Annotated in this window: 17 protein-coding genes; 8 read left to right on the top strand and 9 right to left on the bottom strand. The window is 33.7% G+C overall.

Going from position 1 to position 19,250, the window contains the following annotated elements; genetic code table 11:
• Positions 1 to 113 precede the first annotated feature (113 nt).
• Positions 114 to 1,001 (top strand): alanyl-tRNA editing protein, encoded by an 888-nt coding sequence (locus tag ACT8VG_RS00735; RefSeq protein WP_444195012.1) that lies wholly within the window; start codon positions 114 to 116, stop codon positions 999 to 1,001.
• Here the strand turns inward: ACT8VG_RS00735 and ACT8VG_RS00730 are convergent.
• From ACT8VG_RS00730 to ACT8VG_RS00720, 3 genes are read right to left on the bottom strand one after another with little or no spacing between them, the layout of a single operon-like run.
• Positions 998 to 1,864, bottom strand: a complete 867-nt coding sequence (locus ACT8VG_RS00730) for an NAD(P)-dependent oxidoreductase (protein ID WP_187012429.1) — start codon at positions 1,862 to 1,864, stop codon at positions 998 to 1,000. The genes ACT8VG_RS00735 and ACT8VG_RS00730 overlap by 4 nt on opposite strands.
• Entirely contained in the window at positions 1,861 to 2,424 is a 564-nt protein-coding gene (locus tag ACT8VG_RS00725; RefSeq protein ID WP_187012430.1) for a pyridoxamine 5'-phosphate oxidase family protein, read from the bottom strand. Before ACT8VG_RS00725 ends, ACT8VG_RS00730 begins: the two co-directional genes overlap by 4 nt.
• A complete protein-coding gene (locus ACT8VG_RS00720) occupies positions 2,402 to 3,220 on the bottom strand; it encodes an HAD family hydrolase (protein WP_440252479.1) in 819 nt (272 codons plus the stop codon). The genes ACT8VG_RS00725 and ACT8VG_RS00720 overlap by 23 nt, the downstream gene beginning before the upstream one ends.
• Positions 3,221 to 3,307: 87 nt before the next feature.
• Here ACT8VG_RS00720 and ACT8VG_RS00715 point away from each other — a divergent pair, with 87 nt between their 5' ends.
• From ACT8VG_RS00715 to ACT8VG_RS00700, 4 genes are all read left to right on the top strand, one after another.
• Positions 3,308 to 4,003 (top strand): GntR family transcriptional regulator, encoded by a 696-nt coding sequence (locus ACT8VG_RS00715; protein WP_187012432.1) that lies wholly within the window; start codon positions 3,308 to 3,310, stop codon positions 4,001 to 4,003.
• Between the two features lie 292 nt (positions 4,004 to 4,295).
• Entirely contained in the window at positions 4,296 to 4,430 is a 135-nt protein-coding gene (locus ACT8VG_RS00710) for a hypothetical protein (RefSeq protein WP_255465882.1), read from the top strand.
• A 163-nt stretch (positions 4,431 to 4,593) separates the two neighbouring features.
• Positions 4,594 to 9,105 carry a glutamate synthase large subunit gene (gene gltB / locus ACT8VG_RS00705; protein ID WP_187012433.1) on the top strand — a complete coding sequence of 1,504 codons (4,512 nt, stop codon included), beginning with the start codon at positions 4,594 to 4,596 and terminating at the stop codon, positions 9,103 to 9,105.
• 2 nt (positions 9,106 to 9,107) lie between these two features.
• Positions 9,108 to 10,586 (top strand): glutamate synthase subunit beta, encoded by a 1,479-nt coding sequence (locus ACT8VG_RS00700; protein WP_444195011.1) that lies wholly within the window; start codon positions 9,108 to 9,110, stop codon positions 10,584 to 10,586.
• Between the two features lie 199 nt (positions 10,587 to 10,785).
• Here ACT8VG_RS00700 and ACT8VG_RS00695 read toward each other — a convergent pair whose 3' ends face one another.
• Positions 10,786 to 11,652 carry an alpha/beta hydrolase gene (locus tag ACT8VG_RS00695; protein ID WP_444195010.1) on the bottom strand — a complete coding sequence of 289 codons (867 nt, stop codon included), beginning with the start codon at positions 11,650 to 11,652 and terminating at the stop codon, positions 10,786 to 10,788.
• An 87-nt stretch (positions 11,653 to 11,739) separates the two neighbouring features.
• Between ACT8VG_RS00695 and ACT8VG_RS00690 the strand changes: the two genes are divergently transcribed.
• The 3 genes from ACT8VG_RS00690 to glgB all read left to right on the top strand — a co-directional run bounded on the left by ACT8VG_RS00690 (position 11,740) and on the right by glgB (position 15,561).
• Positions 11,740 to 12,597 (top strand): MerR family transcriptional regulator, encoded by an 858-nt coding sequence (locus ACT8VG_RS00690; RefSeq protein ID WP_432265362.1) that lies wholly within the window; start codon positions 11,740 to 11,742, stop codon positions 12,595 to 12,597.
• A gap of 34 nt (positions 12,598 to 12,631) precedes the next feature.
• The gene (locus ACT8VG_RS00685) at positions 12,632 to 13,657 is read left to right on the top strand and encodes an NAD(P)H-dependent amine dehydrogenase family protein (protein WP_129980653.1); all 1,026 of its coding nucleotides are present in this window, start codon (positions 12,632 to 12,634) and stop codon (positions 13,655 to 13,657) included.
• A gap of 128 nt (positions 13,658 to 13,785) precedes the next feature.
• A complete protein-coding gene (gene glgB / locus ACT8VG_RS00680; RefSeq protein WP_444195009.1) occupies positions 13,786 to 15,561 on the top strand; it encodes a 1,4-alpha-glucan branching protein GlgB in 1,776 nt (591 codons plus the stop codon).
• A gap of 31 nt (positions 15,562 to 15,592) precedes the next feature.
• Here the strand turns inward: glgB and ACT8VG_RS00675 are convergent, their stop codons facing one another.
• The 5 genes from ACT8VG_RS00675 to ACT8VG_RS00655 form a co-directional block, all read right to left on the bottom strand.
• Positions 15,593 to 17,263, bottom strand: a complete 1,671-nt coding sequence (locus ACT8VG_RS00675) for a hypothetical protein (RefSeq protein ID WP_444195008.1) — start codon at positions 17,261 to 17,263, stop codon at positions 15,593 to 15,595.
• On the bottom strand, positions 17,235 to 18,125 hold the full coding sequence (locus ACT8VG_RS00670; protein ID WP_444195007.1) for an ABC transporter ATP-binding protein: 891 nt from the start codon (positions 18,123 to 18,125) through the stop codon (positions 17,235 to 17,237). Before ACT8VG_RS00670 ends, ACT8VG_RS00675 begins: the two co-directional genes overlap by 29 nt.
• Entirely contained in the window at positions 18,118 to 18,498 is a 381-nt protein-coding gene (locus ACT8VG_RS00665) for a GntR family transcriptional regulator (RefSeq protein WP_444195006.1), read from the bottom strand. The genes ACT8VG_RS00670 and ACT8VG_RS00665 overlap by 8 nt, the downstream gene beginning before the upstream one ends.
• Entirely contained in the window at positions 18,498 to 18,761 is a 264-nt protein-coding gene (locus tag ACT8VG_RS00660; RefSeq protein ID WP_195921594.1) for an RDAC family protein, read from the bottom strand. The genes ACT8VG_RS00665 and ACT8VG_RS00660 overlap by 1 nt, the downstream gene beginning before the upstream one ends.
• A gap of 8 nt (positions 18,762 to 18,769) precedes the next feature.
• A partial coding sequence (locus ACT8VG_RS00655) for a MerR family transcriptional regulator (protein WP_444195005.1) occupies positions 18,770 to 19,250 on the bottom strand: 481 nt, incomplete at its 5' end.

Raw genomic sequence — 19,250 nt, 5'->3', positions numbered from 1 at the left:
TTTTAACACAAATCAATTTTTATAATTCATAATTCACAAATTATGAAAAAACTTTAGCACTAGGTAGTACCTCTCGGTCAAGTGTTTATGTTAGAATAATAAAGGTGATATATATGAAAACAATAAAACTATATGATGAAATGCCTTATAGTACAGATTTTAAGGCAACAGTAATAGAAGTAAACAAGAATCAAATCATTCTTGACCAGACACTTTTCTTTCCTGAAGAAGGTGGTCAGGAATGTGATTTAGGGACTATTAATGATATTCCTGTCAAAGATGTACAGATTAAGGATGATGTGATTATCCATTATGTTAAGAAGCATCACTTACAGGTAGGAGATACAATAGAAGGTCATATCGATTGGAAGAGACGTTATTCTTTTATGCAGAATCATACAGGAGAACATCTTCTTTCTGGTATTGTGCATAGTATGTATGGTTATGATAATGTGAGTTTCCATCTAAATAGCGAAGAAGGACAAGTAGAATATGATGGTGATATCAAAGATATTGATTTAATAGAAGAGAAAGTGAATCAAGCTATCTATGAGAATAAAGAGGTCCATTGTTTCTATCCTGATGATTTAGAGAGTATCTCTTATCGTTCTAAGAAAGAGATTGAAGGTAAAGTACGTATTGTAGAAATCAAAGATTATGATATATGTGCATGTTGTGCACCTCATCTAGAAGTCAAATATGCACAGCTAGAGAAAGAACATATGCTTTCTTTATGTGACCATGCGTATTTATTTGTAGAAGACTGTTTACCTGTAAATCAAAGAGAAGTGACTAATCATCTCGTCCATGTTTATGGTACAGGTGGTGTATTTGTAGGAAATGATGAGAAAGGTTATCGTTATGTCATAGGTTCTGCGAATAATGCATTGGATATATTAACACAATTAAAAAGCCTTAGAAGCAAAGGTGGAGGATCAAAAGAGATGATCCAGGGATTTACCCCTGCTTCTAAGACTGAGTTGCTTAAAGCCCTCTCTTAGGGCTTTTTATAATACTTCATTAAAGCTTGTGTACCTAAGTCACCATAGCCTTCTTTTTCTAATTCCTGATAATTCTTTAATACTGTTTCTAATACATTAAGTGTAATATCTGATTCTTTGGCTTCTTCATCAGCAAGTTTCATATCTTTAATAAAGTGTTTCATAAAGAATCCTGGCTGATAATCATCTTTTAAGATTTTAGGACCAAATGCATCTAACTGATGACTTCCTGCCGCACCAGTAGACACAGACTTTAATAAAACATCTAAATCTAAACCTTTACTAGATGCATATGTGAGTGCTTCACATACACCAGATAATGCCCCTGCAATCATGATCTGATTAGCCATCTTTGCATGCTGTCCTGAACCACTAGGACCCTGATAATTAATATTAGTACCCATAGCTTTAAATAAAGGAAGACATGCTTCATAATCTTCTGTGTCTCCTCCTACAAGAATAGAAAGAGTCGCATTCTTTGCACCTGTATCTCCACCAGTGACTGGTGCATCTAATACGTGTAGATTTCTCTTTTTACCTTCTTCATATATTCTTTGATCAAGTGTAGGTGATGTTGTCGTCATATCAATAAGATATGTACCTTCCTTTACTGAATCAAGAATGTTGTTGTCATTAAAATAAACTTCTTCTACATCCTGTGGAAAACCTACAATAGTCATAACTGCATCTACATCTTTCACACAATCATGAATAGTAGAATGAAGTGTAGCCCCCTTTTCTACTAAAGATGTCACCTTTTCTGGATGTCTTGCATAAATATGCATTTCATAACCTGCATCCATTAAATGACCTGCCATAGGTAACCCCATGATACCTAAACCAATAAATCCGATTTTCTTCATCTTATATGTTCCTTTCCTATCATATACTGTATATCTAATTCTAAGATATTCACATTATCTATCATTTGATCAGTAATATCTACCTTCTGCGTAGGACAAAGTGTATGAACGAGTGTTTCTAATACATCTTTCTTTGTTTCTTTATTTTCTACTTCTTCTAATATACCTAATATATATACTGAACGATGATTGTGTGTTGTCTTTTCTTCATTGATACCACAATCTTCTACAACAGTATAACTTGCCTGTTTCCCTACACCATTAATTTTATAACCTGTCTTTGATGTATGGAAATAAAGCTTTCCATTCATATAAATATGATCTAGAGGAACACTATAAGGTATTTCATCAAAGAATGAGAGAACACCATATGATATCCTATTAATTATATTTACTGATTCATTATAGTTTAATAGCTGTTTTGTTTTTCTCATCTTCCCTGGAACTTGAAAAGGAAGTAATGATTCCCAGTCATCACTATAATGCATACAATGATCACCTAATGGCATATCATCCTTCACAATAGTCAAACCATCTTTAAATTTGTATAAGTAATCCATCTTCATCCTCCATCATCTTCTGTATTGTCTTCATAACCCCATCATGATCATTATCTTCTTGAGTCACAAAACGTGCTTTACTTTGTATAAAGTGATCAGCATTCTTCATTGCATAACTATAATAAGCATGTGTGAACATCGATAGATCATTATCAGAATCCCCAAATACCATTGTTTCTTCTTCTGATATACTTAATGTCTTTTGTAAGAAGACGACACTATCTGCTTTAGATTGTCCCTTCTTATTAATATCAATCCAACAGTCTCCGGATGGTTTTACTTCAAAACCTTTAATGCAAGACAAAGGACCTTCCAAACAGTTCTTCACTGGATCCATAGGATCACAGACTGTAATCTTGAATATATCATCATCAATGTCTTCCACTGTATCTACATAAGTAATATTAAAGTGACTTGTATGCTTACTTATAAGTTCCTTATCTTTATTGAATGCATACATGGCCTTCTTACCACTTAACATAGGAGCCGTGCCTTTAAGCGTATTCACATAGTCAACTAGTTTATATACATCTTCCTGGTTCATATAGTCTGCAAGTAACGTATCTCCGTTATGTTGTATATAGCCGCCATTTTCAGCCATAAGGTAGATAGTTTTATTTCCTTTAAAATACTTTCTCACTTCTCCCATCTGCCTTCCAGATGAAATCGCAAAAATGATATTTCTATCATACAATTCCTTGTATATTTGATTAAAATGTGGAGGTAAATTCTTCTGATTATCCAACAAAGTACCGTCCATATCACAAATAATCATCTTAATTTGTGTAAAATTCATACTTTTCACCTCAAAATGCATTATATCACTATTTTCGTACTAGACCAAAAAGTTAGGTTATGTTAATATGTGGGCGGTGATGAAAAAATGTCTAAATATCAAGAAGTTGTGGAAGATATTATCCGCAAAATAGAAAAAAACGAATATACTGATAAGCTACCAACAGAAGATCAGTTAATTGAACAGTATCAAGTAAGCAGAAATACAATTAGAAATGCGATCCGTACTTTAAAGAAACAGGGTACCCTATTCTCTATTCAGGGAAGTGGTGTATTTGTACGTCATACAAGAGATGATGATTCTTTATGGATGAATGGTTCATGTGGTATTACTGAGAATGCCCCACGTCATAAAATTACTACTGATGTCAAAGGATTCCATATTATGATGGCTGGAGAAGAACTATCAAAACGTATGCAATGTGAACTTACTACACCTATCTATTATATTGAAAGAGTAAGAAAGATGGATGGTGTTCCAATGGCTATTGAATATACTTACTATAATAAGGATCTTGTTCCTTCACTTGATCGTCGTATTGCAAGTCAGTCAATCTATAGTTATATTAAGAATGATTTAAAGTTAAGTATTGGTTTTGCAGATAAGTATTTCCATGTTAAACAGTTAAGTGCACAGGAAGCTTCTATTCTAGGATTAGAAGAAGGTAGTCCAGCATTAGAAGTAGAAGATTATGTACATCTTTCTAATGGACAGCTATTTAATGTATCACGTATGGTGTATAACTATAAGACAACTCATTTCTATGCATCTAATGTAGACTAAGAAAAAAAAGAACCTCGCAGGGTTCTTTTTTTTCTTATCTAGAGGCAACATGCAGTGAGGAACAATCCGGATTATATATTCGCAGTATTTAGGAATGACAATAAGTTGATAGGCATTAATTGAGAAATGGTTTTATAATATTTGTCCTTCTGCAATTTCAAGCAGTCATTTATTTGCGTTCTAGATTCTATGGGTATTATAGTACGTATGCGCTTGCATTTCAATATTAATACCAATGATTTTTATATATTTTTTAATTTCAGTAATGAATAAAGAGAGTTTTTAATATGAAATGATTGATTTTTATCATTATTATGATATAGATTTGTATCCTGCAGACTTCATTGAATATACCTCTTATGATCATCCAGGTATGTATCATCGTATTAAGCATATCCAAGAAGAAATTATCACAAGAAAGTCGTAAAGGCTTTCTTTTTATTATGCTATTTCGCTTTAATGAAGTTATATTATGTTATTTTTCGCATATTCATAAATTTTACAAACATTTTACAACTTTATTAACAATTTTTCTTTACAATGATAAAAATATTTTGTAATATAGTTTCACTTATATAGGAGGTGTGTGCATGAACAAAGGTTTATATGATTCATCTTTTGAACATGATAACTGTGGTATTGGTGCAGTTGTTAATATCAAAGGTGTAAAAACGCATATGACAGTATCAAATGCGTTAAAGATTGTAGAACAGTTAGAGCATAGAGCAGGTAAGGATGCAAAGGGAGAAACAGGTGATGGTGTTGGTATCCTCACACAGATTCCTTATACATTCTTTAAGAAGAGTGTAAAGGATTTCCAGTTACCTAAGGAAGGTCATTATGGTGTAGGTCAGTTCTTCTTCCCTATGAATGAACTAGAAAGACATCAAGCAATGACTATGTTTGAAAAGATTATTACTAAGGAAGGTATGACTTTCCTTGGATGGAGAAAGGTAGAAACACATAAAGAGGTATTAGGTACTAAAGCGATTGATGCAATGCCTTATATTATGCAGGGGTTTGTAAAGAAACCTGATGATTGTGAAGTAGGTCTTCCTTTTGATCGTCTTCTTTATCAAGCAAGAAGAATTTTTGAACAGAGTAACGAAAATACTTATGTATGTTCATTATCTAGCCGTACTATTGTATATAAAGGTATGTTCCTTGTAGGACAGTTAAGAAGTTTCTTTAGTGATTTACAGGATGAAGATTATAAGAGTGCGATTGCATTAGTGCATTCTCGTTTCTCTACTAATACAAATCCATCATGGCAAAGAGCACATCCAAACCGCTTTATTGTCCACAATGGTGAAATTAATACAATTAGAGGTAATGCGAACAACATGCTTTCTCGTGAAGAAAACATGAAATGTGATGTATTAGATACAGAAAAGGTATTCCCTGTTGTAGATGTAAATGGTTCAGATTCTGCAATGTTAGATAACACATTAGAATTCTTAGTTATGAGTGGTATGGAACTTCCTCGTGCTGTTATGATGTGTATTCCAGAACCATGGGAAAACAATCCTTCTATGTCTAAAAAGAAGAAGGATTTCTATGCTTATAACGCTACAGTCATGGAACCTTGGGATGGACCAGCTTCTATTTTATTCTCTGATGGTGAATTAATGGGTGCTGTACTTGATAGAAATGGTTTAAGACCTTCTCGTTATTATATTACTAAAGACTCTTATTTAATCTTGTCTTCTGAAGTAGGTTCTTTAGATGTTCCTACAGAAGATATTGTGGTTAAGGATCGTTTACGTCCTGGTAAGATGCTTCTTGTAGATACTAAGAAGGGCGTTCTTATTAATGATGACGAATTAAAGGACTATTATGCACAAAAGGAACCTTATGGTGAATGGCTTGATTCACACCTCACATACTTAAAGGATTTAAAGATTCCTAATGAAAGAGTAGAAGTCATTAGTGATGAAAAGCTAGAAACATTACAGACTGCTTTTGGTTATAAGTATGAAGATATTAAAGACTATATTATTCCAATGGCTACTAATGGTAATGAACCTATTATCGCTATGGGTAATGATGCCCCTCTTGCGGCAATGAGTACTATGCATCAGCCACTCTTTAATTACTTTAAACAGTTATTTGCCCAGGTAACTAACCCTCCTATCGATTCTATTCGTGAAGAGATTGTCACATCTACTTCATTAGATATTGGTACTGAAGGAAATATCTTAAATGATTCACCTGATAACTGTCGTTTATTACATATTCATAATCCTATTCTTACAAATACAGATATTCTTAAGTTAAAACATCTTCATACAGATGATTTTGAAAGTGAAACTATTTCTACACTTTATTATAAGAATACATCTCTTAAGAAAGCTTTAGATCATCTCTTTATTGAAGTAGATAAAGCATATCATCGTGGAGCAAACATTATTATTCTTTCAGACCGTGGTGTAGATGATAACCATTGTGCTATTCCAGCATTACTTGCAGTCGCAAGTGTTAACTCTTATTTAGTACGTACTAAGAAGAGAATGAAGATGGCTTTAATTATTGAATCTGGTGAAACAAGAGAAGTACATCATTTTGCGACATTACTCGGTTATGGTGCAAGTGCTATTAATGCCTATCTTGTTCAAGATACAATTCATCAGGCTGTAGAAGATGGCTTATTAGAAAAGGATTACTATGCTGCGGTAGAAGATTATAATCATGCTGTACTTTCTGGTATCGTCAAGATTGCTTCTAAGATGGGTATTTCTACTTTACAGTCTTATCGTGGTTCTCAGAACTTTGAAGCCATTGGTATTTCTAAAGAAGTGATTGATACATACTTCCCTCATACAGTTAGTAGAGTTGAAGGTATTACTTTAAAGGATATTGAAGCTGATATAAATGCATTACATAATCAGGCTTTTGATCCTCTTGGATATGATGTAAATCCTACACTTGATTCTGGAGGATTCCATAAAGAAAGAAGTCATAAAGAAAACCATCTTTATAACCCTAAGACAATTCACTTATTACAGCAGGCAACACGTTTAGGTGATTATAAGTTATTTAAGGAATTCTCTGAAACTATTGGTCAGGAAGAAGAAGGCATTAACTTACGTGGTTTATTAGACTTTGACTTCAGTAAGAGAAAACCTATCCCTCTAGAAGAAGTAGAACCTGTAGAAAACATTGTGAAACGTTTTAAGACAGGTGCTATGAGTTATGGTTCTATTTCTAAAGAAGCGCATGAAACAATGGCTATCGCAATGAATAGATTACATGGTAAGAGTAACTCAGGTGAAGGTGGAGAAGATGCAGAACGTTTTGTCACTCGCCCTAATGGTGATTCTACATGTTCAGCTATTAAACAGGTAGCGAGTGGTCGTTTTGGTGTCACAAGTGAATACTTATGTTCTGCCAGTGAAATTCAGATCAAGATGGCTCAGGGTGCAAAACCTGGTGAAGGTGGACACTTACCTGCAGGTAAGGTTTATCCTTGGATTGCGAAGACTCGTCATAGTACTCCAGGTGTATCACTTATTTCACCACCACCTCATCATGATATTTATTCAATTGAAGACTTAGCTCAGTTGATCTATGACTTAAAGAATGCGAATGAAGCAGCACGTATTAGTGTTAAGTTAGTATCTGAAGCAGGTGTTGGTACTATTGCCTCAGGTGTTGCGAAAGCGGGTGCTCAGGTTATTCTTATTTCTGGTTATGATGGTGGTACTGGTGCAGCACCTAGAAACTCAGTTTATAGTGCAGGTCTTCCTTGGGAATTAGGTCTTGCGGAAGCACATCAGACATTAATCATGAATGATTTAAGAGATCGTGTCGTAATTGAAACAGATGGTAAATTATTAACTGGTAGAGATCTTGCGATTGCATGTTTACTTGGTGCAGAAGAATATGGTTTTGCGACAGCACCACTTATTACTATGGGATGCGTTATGATGCGTGTATGTAACTTAGATACATGTCCTGTAGGTGTTGCAACTCAGAACCCTATCTTACGTAAGAGATTTACAGGTAAACCTGAATATGTAGTAAACTTCATGAAGTTTGTTGCTGAAGAAATGCGTGAATATATGGCTCAGCTAGGATTTAGAACAATCGATGAAATGGTTGGTCATACTGACTTATTAAAGAAGAAGGATATTGCAGATCAATATCATATAGACTTATCTAAGATCTTAGATAGCACATATGCAAATGATGCACATAACTGCTTTAATCCAGCTCATGTATATGACTTCAAATTAAATGAAGTACTTGATACAAAGGTATTATTAAAGGCATTAGAACAGGCATCTCAGTCTCATAAGAAGACAGAAGTTTCTGTAGAAGTGTCTAATACAGACCGTTCATTTGGTACTATTCTTGGTTCTCATATTACTAAGGCTTTAGGTAATTTTGTAGAAGATGACTTTATTACAGTACATGCATTTGGTGCTGGTGGTCAGAGCTTTGGTGCCTTTATTCCTAAAGGATTAACACTTGAATTAACAGGTGATTCTAATGACTACTTAGGTAAAGGTTTGTCTGGTGGTAAGATTATTGTGAAGACACCTCATGAAGCTACATTCAAGGCTGAAGACAATATTATTATTGGTAACGTTGCTTTATATGGTGCAACAAGTGGTGAAGCTTATATCAATGGTGTTGCTGGTGAACGTTTCTGTGTAAGAAACTCTGGTGCTAAGGCTGTTGTAGAAGGTGTCGGTGACCATGCATTAGAATATATGACAGGTGGTTTAGTTGTTATTTTAGGTGAAACAGGTAGAAATGTTGCTGCTGGTATGAGTGGTGGTATTGCGTATATCTATGATCCAAATAATGATTTATATGAAAAACTAAATGGTGCACTTGTAGAATATTCTGAAGTCAATAAGCCATATGATATTAAGACAGTAAGAGAATTAATTGAAAATCATTATAAGTATACTGGTTCAGAGAAAGCCAAGATGTTCTTAGATGATTTCAAGACATATATTGGTAAGTTTAAGAAGATCATCCCACATGATTATAAGAAGATGATGGATCTGATTGCTTATTATCAGTCACAGGGTCTAGATGAAGATCAGGCTAAGGTAGAAGCATTTAATGCAGCTATGAAAGGAGGAAAATAGTCATGGGTAAGAAAACTGGATTTTTAGATTATGCACGTGAGACATCTTATGAGGTTCCTCCTACAGAACGTATTAAGAACTTCGATGAATTCCATATCCCTTTGTCTACTAAAGAACAGCAGAAACAGGGTGCAAGATGTATGGACTGTGGTATTCCATTTTGTCAGTACGGCCAGAAGATTAAAGGTATGTTTTCTGGCTGTCCTTTAAATAATTTAATTCCTGAATGGAATGATTTAGTATTTAAAGGTAAGTATGAACAGGCTCATAAACGTTTAAAGAAGACAAATAACTTCCCAGAATTCACTTCTAGAGTATGTCCTGCATTATGTGAAAAAGCATGTACATGTTCTTTAAATGGTGAAGCAGTATCAGTTAAAGAAAATGAACATGCGATTATTGAATATGCTTATGAACATCTATTAGAAGAACCAGTACCACCAGTAAAGCGTGTTGGTAAAAAGATTGCAGTTATTGGTTCAGGTCCTGCTGGTTTAGCTGCTGCAGATACACTTAATCAACGTGGATATGATTGTGATGTATATGAAAGAGAAGATCGTTTAGGTGGACTATTAATGTATGGTATTCCTAATATGAAGATTGAGAAGAATATCATTGATCGTCGTATTTATAAGATGATTGCAGAAGGTGTAAAGTTCTTTACAAATAAAGACATTACAACTAAGAAACAGGCAAAAGAATTATTAAGTAAATATGATGCAGTTATTCTTGCAGTAGGTGCTAAGGAACCTAGAGATATTAATGTACCTGGTAGAGAAGGTAATAATATTCTATTCGCTGTAGACTATTTAACTCAGGTGACTAAGTCACTATTAAATAGTGAATTCAAGGATGGACAGTATCCTAATGCGAAAGGTAAGAATGTATTAGTCATCGGTGGTGGTGATACAGGAAACGACTGTGTTGGTACCGCAATTAGACATGGCGCAAAGTCTGTATTACAGCTAGAAATGATGTCTGAACCACCACTTGTTAGAGCGGATTCTAACCCATGGCCAGAATGGCCTTTAGTCAAGAAGACTGATTATGGACAGGAAGAAAACATTGCCGTATTTGGTGAAGATCCTCGTGTTTATAATAGTACAGTAAAAGAATTTATTCTTGATAGTAAAGGAAATGTAAAACAGGCTGTGATTGTAAAGTTACAGACTGTAGTGAAAGATGGTCGTCGTTCATTTGAACAGGTACCTGGTAGTGAAAAGACAGTACCTTGTGATCTAGTGCTTATTGCAGCAGGATTTATCGGGGCACAAAAGCCAGTCATTAATGCATTTGGTGTAGAATTAGATGCAAGAAATACAGTAAAATGTGATGAAAATGATCATCATACGAATATTAGTAAGTTATATAGTGCAGGTGATGTCCGTAGAGGTCAATCTTTAGTCGTATGGGCTATTAGAGAAGGCCGTGAAGTTGCTAAGCAGGTAGACTTTGATTTAATGGGATATACAGGGTTATAAAACATAAAGGCTGCAACAGTAATTGTTGCAACCTTTTTTTGTATGTTTGAATAAATACAGGAGATACAGCTATGGATCAACTCAATTTCATATTGATAAAGCGAAAGATTAAACATGGACCGAATTGTTTAAAAATAATTTGAATAATACGAAAAGTAAAGGGAAAGAAATGCACCCTAGTTATTTTAAATTACCTCTTTTAATAGTCCCTGAAGAATTGACATTCCTCATCATTACATTGTGTTGCTTCCTTGAGTTTTATATTACAATGGAAGACATGATTGAGAGGTTTATCTCCTACATAGTATTTATACATATGAGGGACATTACGATGAGTCAGTACTTGACTCATTGTAAGTGCATCTTCTACCAAGAAATCCCCTTCTGCTGTCATTACAAAGCATGGAGGGAAGTCTGAAGTAATATATTGTTTTGGATCGATTGCTTTAAATTCTTCTTCTGTTCCTCCATTTGGTAGATATTCTTTCATAAGTTCTCCTGTCAATTCTAATTCAGGCGTGATGTTATAAGCGCCACAATTTAATGCGAGTGCATTAAATTGAAAGCCTTCTGGTGCTTTAAAGTCATAGGTAGAAGCATATTCCTTATTTGTAAGAATAGATGCATAGAGAACTAGTAAATGCGCTCCTGCAGAATCTCCTACACCATATATATGTTCTGTATCTAAAAAATAATCCTTTGCATGATTCATAATCCAATGAGCAACTTGATTCATATCAACAAGTGGTGCTGGATGTTTGAATTCTGGTGCGAGACGATAAGTAAAGTTAATGACCGCAGAACCTCTTTCTGCAAGACTCATGCAATAATATTGATATCTTTCCTTATCTCCATATACCCAGCCTCCACCATGGAAACTGATAATAATAGGAAGTTTTTCTTTTTCTTCTTTAGGAATATAGAGATCCATTGTATTCCATTCTGGATCATCACCATAAAGAATATTATCAAATCGTTGAACTGTATCAGGTGTAGTCAAACCTTCATCTCTGATATCGTCCCCTTCTTTGAACTGTTTTCTAATTGTATCAGTAAGTATAGACATACCTTAACCCCCTTTTTTCCCCATTCTAACATTTTTCTTACAAGTTAGTCTTGTAAAAATGGTAGAATTATAGAAAGAGGTGATTGTATGCATGAGGGTTTAATTTCTATTGGGAAGATGGCTAAAATCAATCATGTAAGTATTAATACGCTCCGCTTATATGATAAATGGGGATTATTGACACCTATCTATATTGATGAAGATACAGGCTATCGCTATTATGATATGAAGCAAAATGCAAGACTTGATCTAATAGGTTATATGAAAGAGCTAGGAATGAACTTGAAGGAAATCAAGGAATTGTTGGATAAAGAAGATCCTACTCTTATAGAAGCAATACTCATTAAGAAACAGCGTTCTATAGAGAAAGAGATGGATGATATTTTACGCAAAAGAGATGCAATCAAACGTACAATCTATTCTCTTGAAAGATATCGCAAGTCCCCTACACCTGGCACTTTGACAACTGAATATATTGATGAACGTCACATCTATGCCAAACGAGTGAATAAGAACTTCTATGATTATGATCAGGATGGGTATGAAGTAATACTTAAAGAATTCAAAGATCAATTATTAGAAGAACATCTTCCCCAAGTCTATTATTGTAATGTGGGAACTTTTCTTAAGAGAAAGAGATTCCTGAAACAGGAGTTTATTACTCATGATATATTTATTTTTGTGGATGAACACTTTCCAAAAAAGGAATCTGTACAGACATTAGAAAGTGGTATGTATGCTTGTATTTATATGGATGATTTTAATAATGAAAAAGAGTATGCAGGAAGATTACTAAAGTATTGTATGGATAATAATTATGACGTGATTGGCGATTATATATGTGAAGTATTAATAGAACTCACATTCTTTAAAGATAATGAACGTTCTATGTATTTAAGACTACAAGTCCCAATTGCCTATAAAAAGGTTGACCCTCATCATTGATGAGGGTTTATCCTTTAGTTAGGAGGTATTTCATATGGAAAAGATTAAAGTTGTACAGTATGGTTGTGGTAAGATGAGTAAATACATCTTACGTTATTTGTATGAGAAAGGTGCGCAGATTGTCGGAGCCATTGATAATAATCCTGCAATTGTGGGCATGGATGTAGGTGATTATGCAGAACTAGGTATTAAGACTGGTGTAAAGATCAGTAGTGATGCCGATGAAGTATTGGATAATTGTGATGCTGATGTTGCAGTCGTGACATTATTCTCACTTGTGAGTGATTGTTTTGATCATTTTGAAAAGTGCTTAAGTAGAGGTATTAATGTCATCACTACATGTGAAGAAGCTACAGATGCATGGACAACTGATCCAGTAAGAATGAATAAGTTAGATGTTCTTGCGAAAGAAACAGGATGTACATTTGTAGGTAGTGGTATGGAAGATACATTCTGGGTGAACATGGTTGGTTTAGTAGCTGGTTCTTGTCATACTATTACTAAGATTGAAGGGGCAGTTAGTTACAATGTAGAAGAATATGGTTTAGCCCTTGCGAAAGCACATGGTGTAGGTTTAACACCTGAAGAGTTTGAAGCAACAATTGCCCATCCTGAAGAAATTGAACCATCTTATGTATGGAACTCAAACGAAGCTCTTGCATCTCGTATGGGATGGACTATTAAGTCACAGACACAAAAATGTGTGCCTTATTTCCATGATACTGATTTGTATTCTGAAACAATGGGTGAAACAATTCCAAAAGGAAATTGTATTGGTATGGCTGCAGTCGTTACTACAGAAACATTCCAGGGTCCTATTATTGAAACACAGTGCATTGGTAAGGTCTATGGTCCTGATGATGGTGATATGTGTGATTGGAAGATTACTGGCGAACCAGATACTGAATTCCATGTAGTTAAACCAGCTACAGTAGAACATACATGTGCTACTATAGTAAATAGAATTCCTAGTTTACTTAGAGCACCAGCTGGAGTTGTCACTGTTGATCAGTTAGATACACTAGAATACTTAACATATCCTATGGATTATCACTTATAATCATCACCAAACCCTCCCTTAAGTGGAGGGTTTTTACATGTGTAATTCCAAACAAATCGTTTAAAATGTCAGATGAAATTTTCTTCTAATTATCTTATGATTAAAGTAGAGAAATTGGAGGGTAACATATGGATTTTAATAATTTTTATAATGGGCAAGAATTTGAAACTTATAAGTATCTAGGTGCTTTTGTTCATATGGATGGCGTGACTTTTAGAACATATGCGCCAGCAGCATCTCATGTGGCAGTTATTGGGGAATTTAATGACTGGCAGGAAACACCTATGAACCGTTGTGGAAATGGTCAGTTCTTTGAAGCGACTATATCAAATGCGAAAGTGGGACAGATGTATAAGTATCGTATTTATAATAATGGGTCTTTTGTAGATCACTGTGATCCTTATATGTATACAAGTGAAGTACGTCCTAATAATGCATCTATTATTTTTGATATGAATCAGTATACATTCCATGATGATGCTTGGATGAATCAAAGATTTAGTGAAGATATGCCTATTAATGTGTATGAAATGCATTTTGGTTCTTGGAAGAAACCAGGTGAAGAAGCAGATGACTGGTATACATATCGTGAAATGGCTGATTTAATTATTCCTTATTTAAAAGAAAATCATTATAACTTCTTAGAAATCATGCCTTTAAATGAATATCCTAATGATTTAAGCTGGGGTTATCAGCCTACGGGTTATTTTGCCCCTACATCTCGTTATGGTACTCCTGATGATTTAAGATATTTTGTAGAGAAGTATCATGAAAATAATATTGCGGTTATTCTTGATTTTGTACCTGTTCATTTTGCGATTGATGGATTTGGTTTGAATAACTATGATGGTACACCTCTTTATAATTATCCTAATGATGCAGTTGGTAAGAGTGAATGGGGTACATGTAATTTCCAGCATTCTCGTGGTGATGTATGTTCATTCTTGAATTCTTCTGCTTATTACTGGTTAAAGGAATATCATATTGATGGCTTAAGACTAGATGCAGTTGGTAATCTTATTTACTGGCAGGGCAATAGTGGTCGTGGAGAGAATAGAGAAGCGATTTGCTTTGTTCAGAACTTTAATAAAGGACTTAAACAGAGAGTTCCTCATACTCTTCTTTTTGCCGAAGATTCATCTTCTTATCAAGGTGTAACACGTCCTGTTGAACAAGGTGGTTTAGGTTTTGATTATAAATGGGATTTAGGTTGGATGAATGATACATTAGATTACTTTATGAAGACTCCAGAAGAGAGACCTTCTTTCTATCATAAGCTTACATTCTCTATGATGTATTTCTATAATGAACATTTTATTCTTCCATTCTCACATGATGAAGTGGTGCATGGTAAGAAGACTATTATTGATAAGATGTATGGTGAGTATGAAGAGAAGTTTGCACAGGTCAAAGCACTTTATATGTATATGTTTGCGCATCCTGGTAAGAAACTTAACTTCATGGGTAATGAGATTGCGATGTTTAGAGAATGGGATGAAACAAAAGAACCAGACTGGTTCTTATTGAAGTATCCTATACATGATTCTTTCCTTCACTTCATGAGAGAATTAAATAAGATCTATTTAACACATCCTTCTTTATCACAGTATGACTTTAGTGAAAGAGGATTTAAGTGGGTGGATTGTCATCAGGAACAGGATTGTATTTATGTCTTTAAACGTATGAGTGATAAAGAAACAATAGTCGCTTTCTTTAACTTCCATAATGTAGATAAGACATATACTTATAAAGTAGATCAGCCTGAAACATTGACTCTTCTATTAAATTCAGATAATGAATTATATAGTGGTAAATCACATAATCTAGATAAAGAAATTCATATAAAAAATGAAATAGAAATGACATTACCTGCCTACAGTGCACAATTCTATATTGTAAAGTAAAAGCGTATCACCTATTTGGTGATACGTCTTTTTACTTAAATATCTTTCTATAATAGCCTCTCTTTTTAAAGTATGTCACTGTATTCTCAAAATCCTTATTAATATAGAAAGTGAGTACATAATCTGCATCATTAATGACTTCAATACTATAATTATAGTTATTAATTGCGTCTGAAATAGTATCCATCGAAAGAGTTTCATAGTCCTTTCTTAAGGCATATTTCAAACCTCTAAAATCATCTTCTTTTAAATAGACTGTATCGTCCATTGTATCATCTTTATAGTTCATAACAGATACTTCTACCCAATGCATATTTCTAAAGATCTGGTTCATATAAGAGACATTTGTATAAAGAGACTTCATATCATCCTTCACATATTTATCGAAACAGTCTTGTGATATGTTGTAGGAACGTGTGAGTGTTTTACCATCTACGAGATGATACGTAATGTTGAAATAATGAGAAGAATCATTAGAGTTATGTGGTGCTTTTAAGATATCTTTATGTATATCATGAATTATATCTATTGTATCTGAATCATTCAGTTTAACATCCTGATTACCTGAATAATCAGAACTGAATGTCACATAAGATACAGTACCTGTTTTTGGAATCTTATTTTCTTCATCTGTGATATCAAAGACAAAGAAGACGCACATGAGTGAGAAGACCACAAGATAGATGATAAACTTCTTAAAGTTCTTCTTATTAAAGACATAAAGTGTCATATCTGCAATCATTCTTGAAATATAGTAACCTATAAATGAATCAATGATACCTATAATCACAAAAGTGATACGCATTGTATGAATTGATGTTTCATTGGATATAAATAAGAATGTCACAAATGAAGAGAGTACAAGAGTCCCTATAATGACAACTATATCTTTTAAGCGGTCAAAGACAACAGAAGAACCAATGTATTCTAACTTAACACGTTTATAAATGAAGTAGGCAATAAAGACCAAACTGATGCCTATCGCAATATAAATAGTCAAATAAGCAAGAGTATGTAATGTGAGCCATTTTTCTAGATTTAATACATAATTAAAGGCAGTAGAATAGTTCTCAAAAGCGACAGAAAGTTCTTCTACACCATAAGTAAAAGCTGATTTAAGAATAGTAAAGAACTGTGAACTAAGCCAAGGTAGACTATTAAAAAATATTCCTAATATACAATGCGTATAGAGATTACCCGTGATAATACCACAGAATTGTGTAATGCCATACGCAAAGAATATGAGTGCACTTTGAATCAAGAACCAGCTTAGACAATGGTTGATTGAAAGTTCTCTATAATATAAAGGAATTGTTTTCCCATAGAATATGAGTATCCCTGTTGTAAGAGTAAGAGGTACAAACATTAAAATCATTCCTGCAGTAAAAGATGTCCAATAGAGTTCTGATCTTTTTATAGGCATAGAATGAATAATTGTAGAGGCTGTACGGTTATGATAAAAATAGAGTAAAGCCACACTTGTAAGTACCGCAATTGTAGAGATAATAAGATTACCTGCAAAATAAGATCCCTTGAGATAGGCTGCATAGTATTGATACCCCTCTGAACTTGCACCCTGGTAGATAGGATAAAGATATAATAAAACATAGGATACCATCATCCCTAAACCAATGATCCAGAAACGTTTCATAAGGTTTTTAAAGAAGGTTTTATTAAAATATGAGTTTTTGGACATCATCATCTTCTCCTCCTACTTCATATATAAAGAGTTCTTCCAGACTTAAAGGAAGTATATCAAAGATAAGAGGAGATTGATCTCCTATAACCTTTCTAATATTAGAAAGAGAGTCTTCAATAATCAATATTTTTACTGAACCTCTTTCCTCCTGATACGCAATATTTAAATCATCTAAATGAACTTCTTTGTCTCCAAATGAAACCTGTATTTTATGAATATGCGTTTGAATATATTCTAAATCAAACTCCTTCATAATTTTACCTTTATACAATATACCTACATGATCCACTATTCCTTCTAATTCTTTTAAATTATGAGAAGAAATAAGAACTGTTAGATTCCTTTGGGCAACATCATCAATAATATATTTCCAAACTAATTTTCTTGCGACTGGATCTAATCCATCTATAGGTTCATCTAAAATAAGATATTTAGGCATTGTAGACATAATTAAACAAAATGATGCTTGTTTTCTCATTCCTTTAGAGAATGTCTGTATCTTCTTTGTAGGATTTAATTTAAATGTTTTGTAGAGTTCTTTAAATCTTTCCTGGTTCCATGATGGATAAAGGTCTTTATAGACTTTCGCATTTCTTTCTAAGTTTGTTTCTATGAAATACATCTCATCAGATATATAGCCTATCTTTCTTTTTAATTCTATATTTTCATAAACAGGCTGTGATTCTATAAAAATCTTTCCTGCATCCTGTTTTAAGACACCCACCAGATGTCTAATGAGTGTTGTTTTACCTGCTCCATTAGGACCAATCAAACCATAGATAGATCCTTCTTCTACCTGCATATTGAGATGATCAAGAACAACCTCACCATCAATCACTTTATATAAGTCTTTTACTTTAATCATGAGGGCTTCCTTTCATATTTTCTAGAATCTTATTATGTATTTCATCCTGAGTCATACCCATGTATATTAATTCTTTATAACCTTCTACAATCATATGAATCGTATCATCGACTTTCTGTTCATCTATCTTTACATGTTTTCTTGATGATACAAAAGTACCTTTATTCGCAATTGTATAGATATAGCCTTCCTGGTCCAATGTCTGAAATGCTTTTTGAACTGTATGAGGATTAATAGTTAATAGTTGAGAGAGTTCTCTTACTGTTGGTAATTGGGTATTTTCTTTTAATACACCTGTCATAATCTGTTCCTTAATATTATCTACAATCTGTTCATAGATGGATTTATGACTTTGATAGTTTAACTGAAACATCACTTCTCCTCCTTATGAAATGTAGAGATGATACCAAGAGTATAGGGATTTTCTAGACTAGGAACAGCCTTTAGCCACTTCTTCTTAAGAAAGTCATTTATGACCTTCATCACATCTTCTAAATCACTTTCTTCTCCCTCACATCTCAAATTAAGACCACAACTTGCACATCCACCAATAGAATGAACAGAATAATCATACCCTTCTTTCTTCAAGAAACGATTCAATTCTAGAATCATATTAAAATCTACTGTACCAATCATAGTATCACCTAATTCTCTACATGATATACATAACTTACATAAGGCTTCTTACCTTCCTGCATATCTCTATAGAGTTCTTTCTTCTGTTCAATATAGTTTAATGATTCCTGTATTTCCGCTAATCTTCTTTCTAGATCTTCTTTTGTCTCATTAAGCATATCTACACGCTCAGGAATAGAAACAGGACCTTGCATACAATAATCAAGATACATGCGCATATCCTTTAAACTCATTCCACATTTCTTTAAACACTGTAAGCCTTTGATCCATTCGATATTATTTTCATCAAAGACACGATAGTTATTCTTATCTCTCTTTACATTAGGAATAAGCCCTTCTTTACAATAATATTTTAATGTTTCATAGCTCCATCCAACAATCTGACAAACTTCTTTCATTGTATACATAAAAATACTGCCACTCAAAATGTGATTAAACATACTCACATCGAGATAATGTAAGTTCTCACGAACATTACTTACTATGTCA

It is taken from the genome of Catenibacterium sp. (assembly GCF_052354645.1).
GTDB lineage: Bacteria > Bacillota_I > Bacilli_A > Erysipelotrichales > Coprobacillaceae > Catenibacterium > Catenibacterium mitsuoka_A.
The sequence above is the reverse complement of the archived record's forward strand: the minus strand, read 5'-3'. Positions and strand labels throughout refer to the sequence as shown.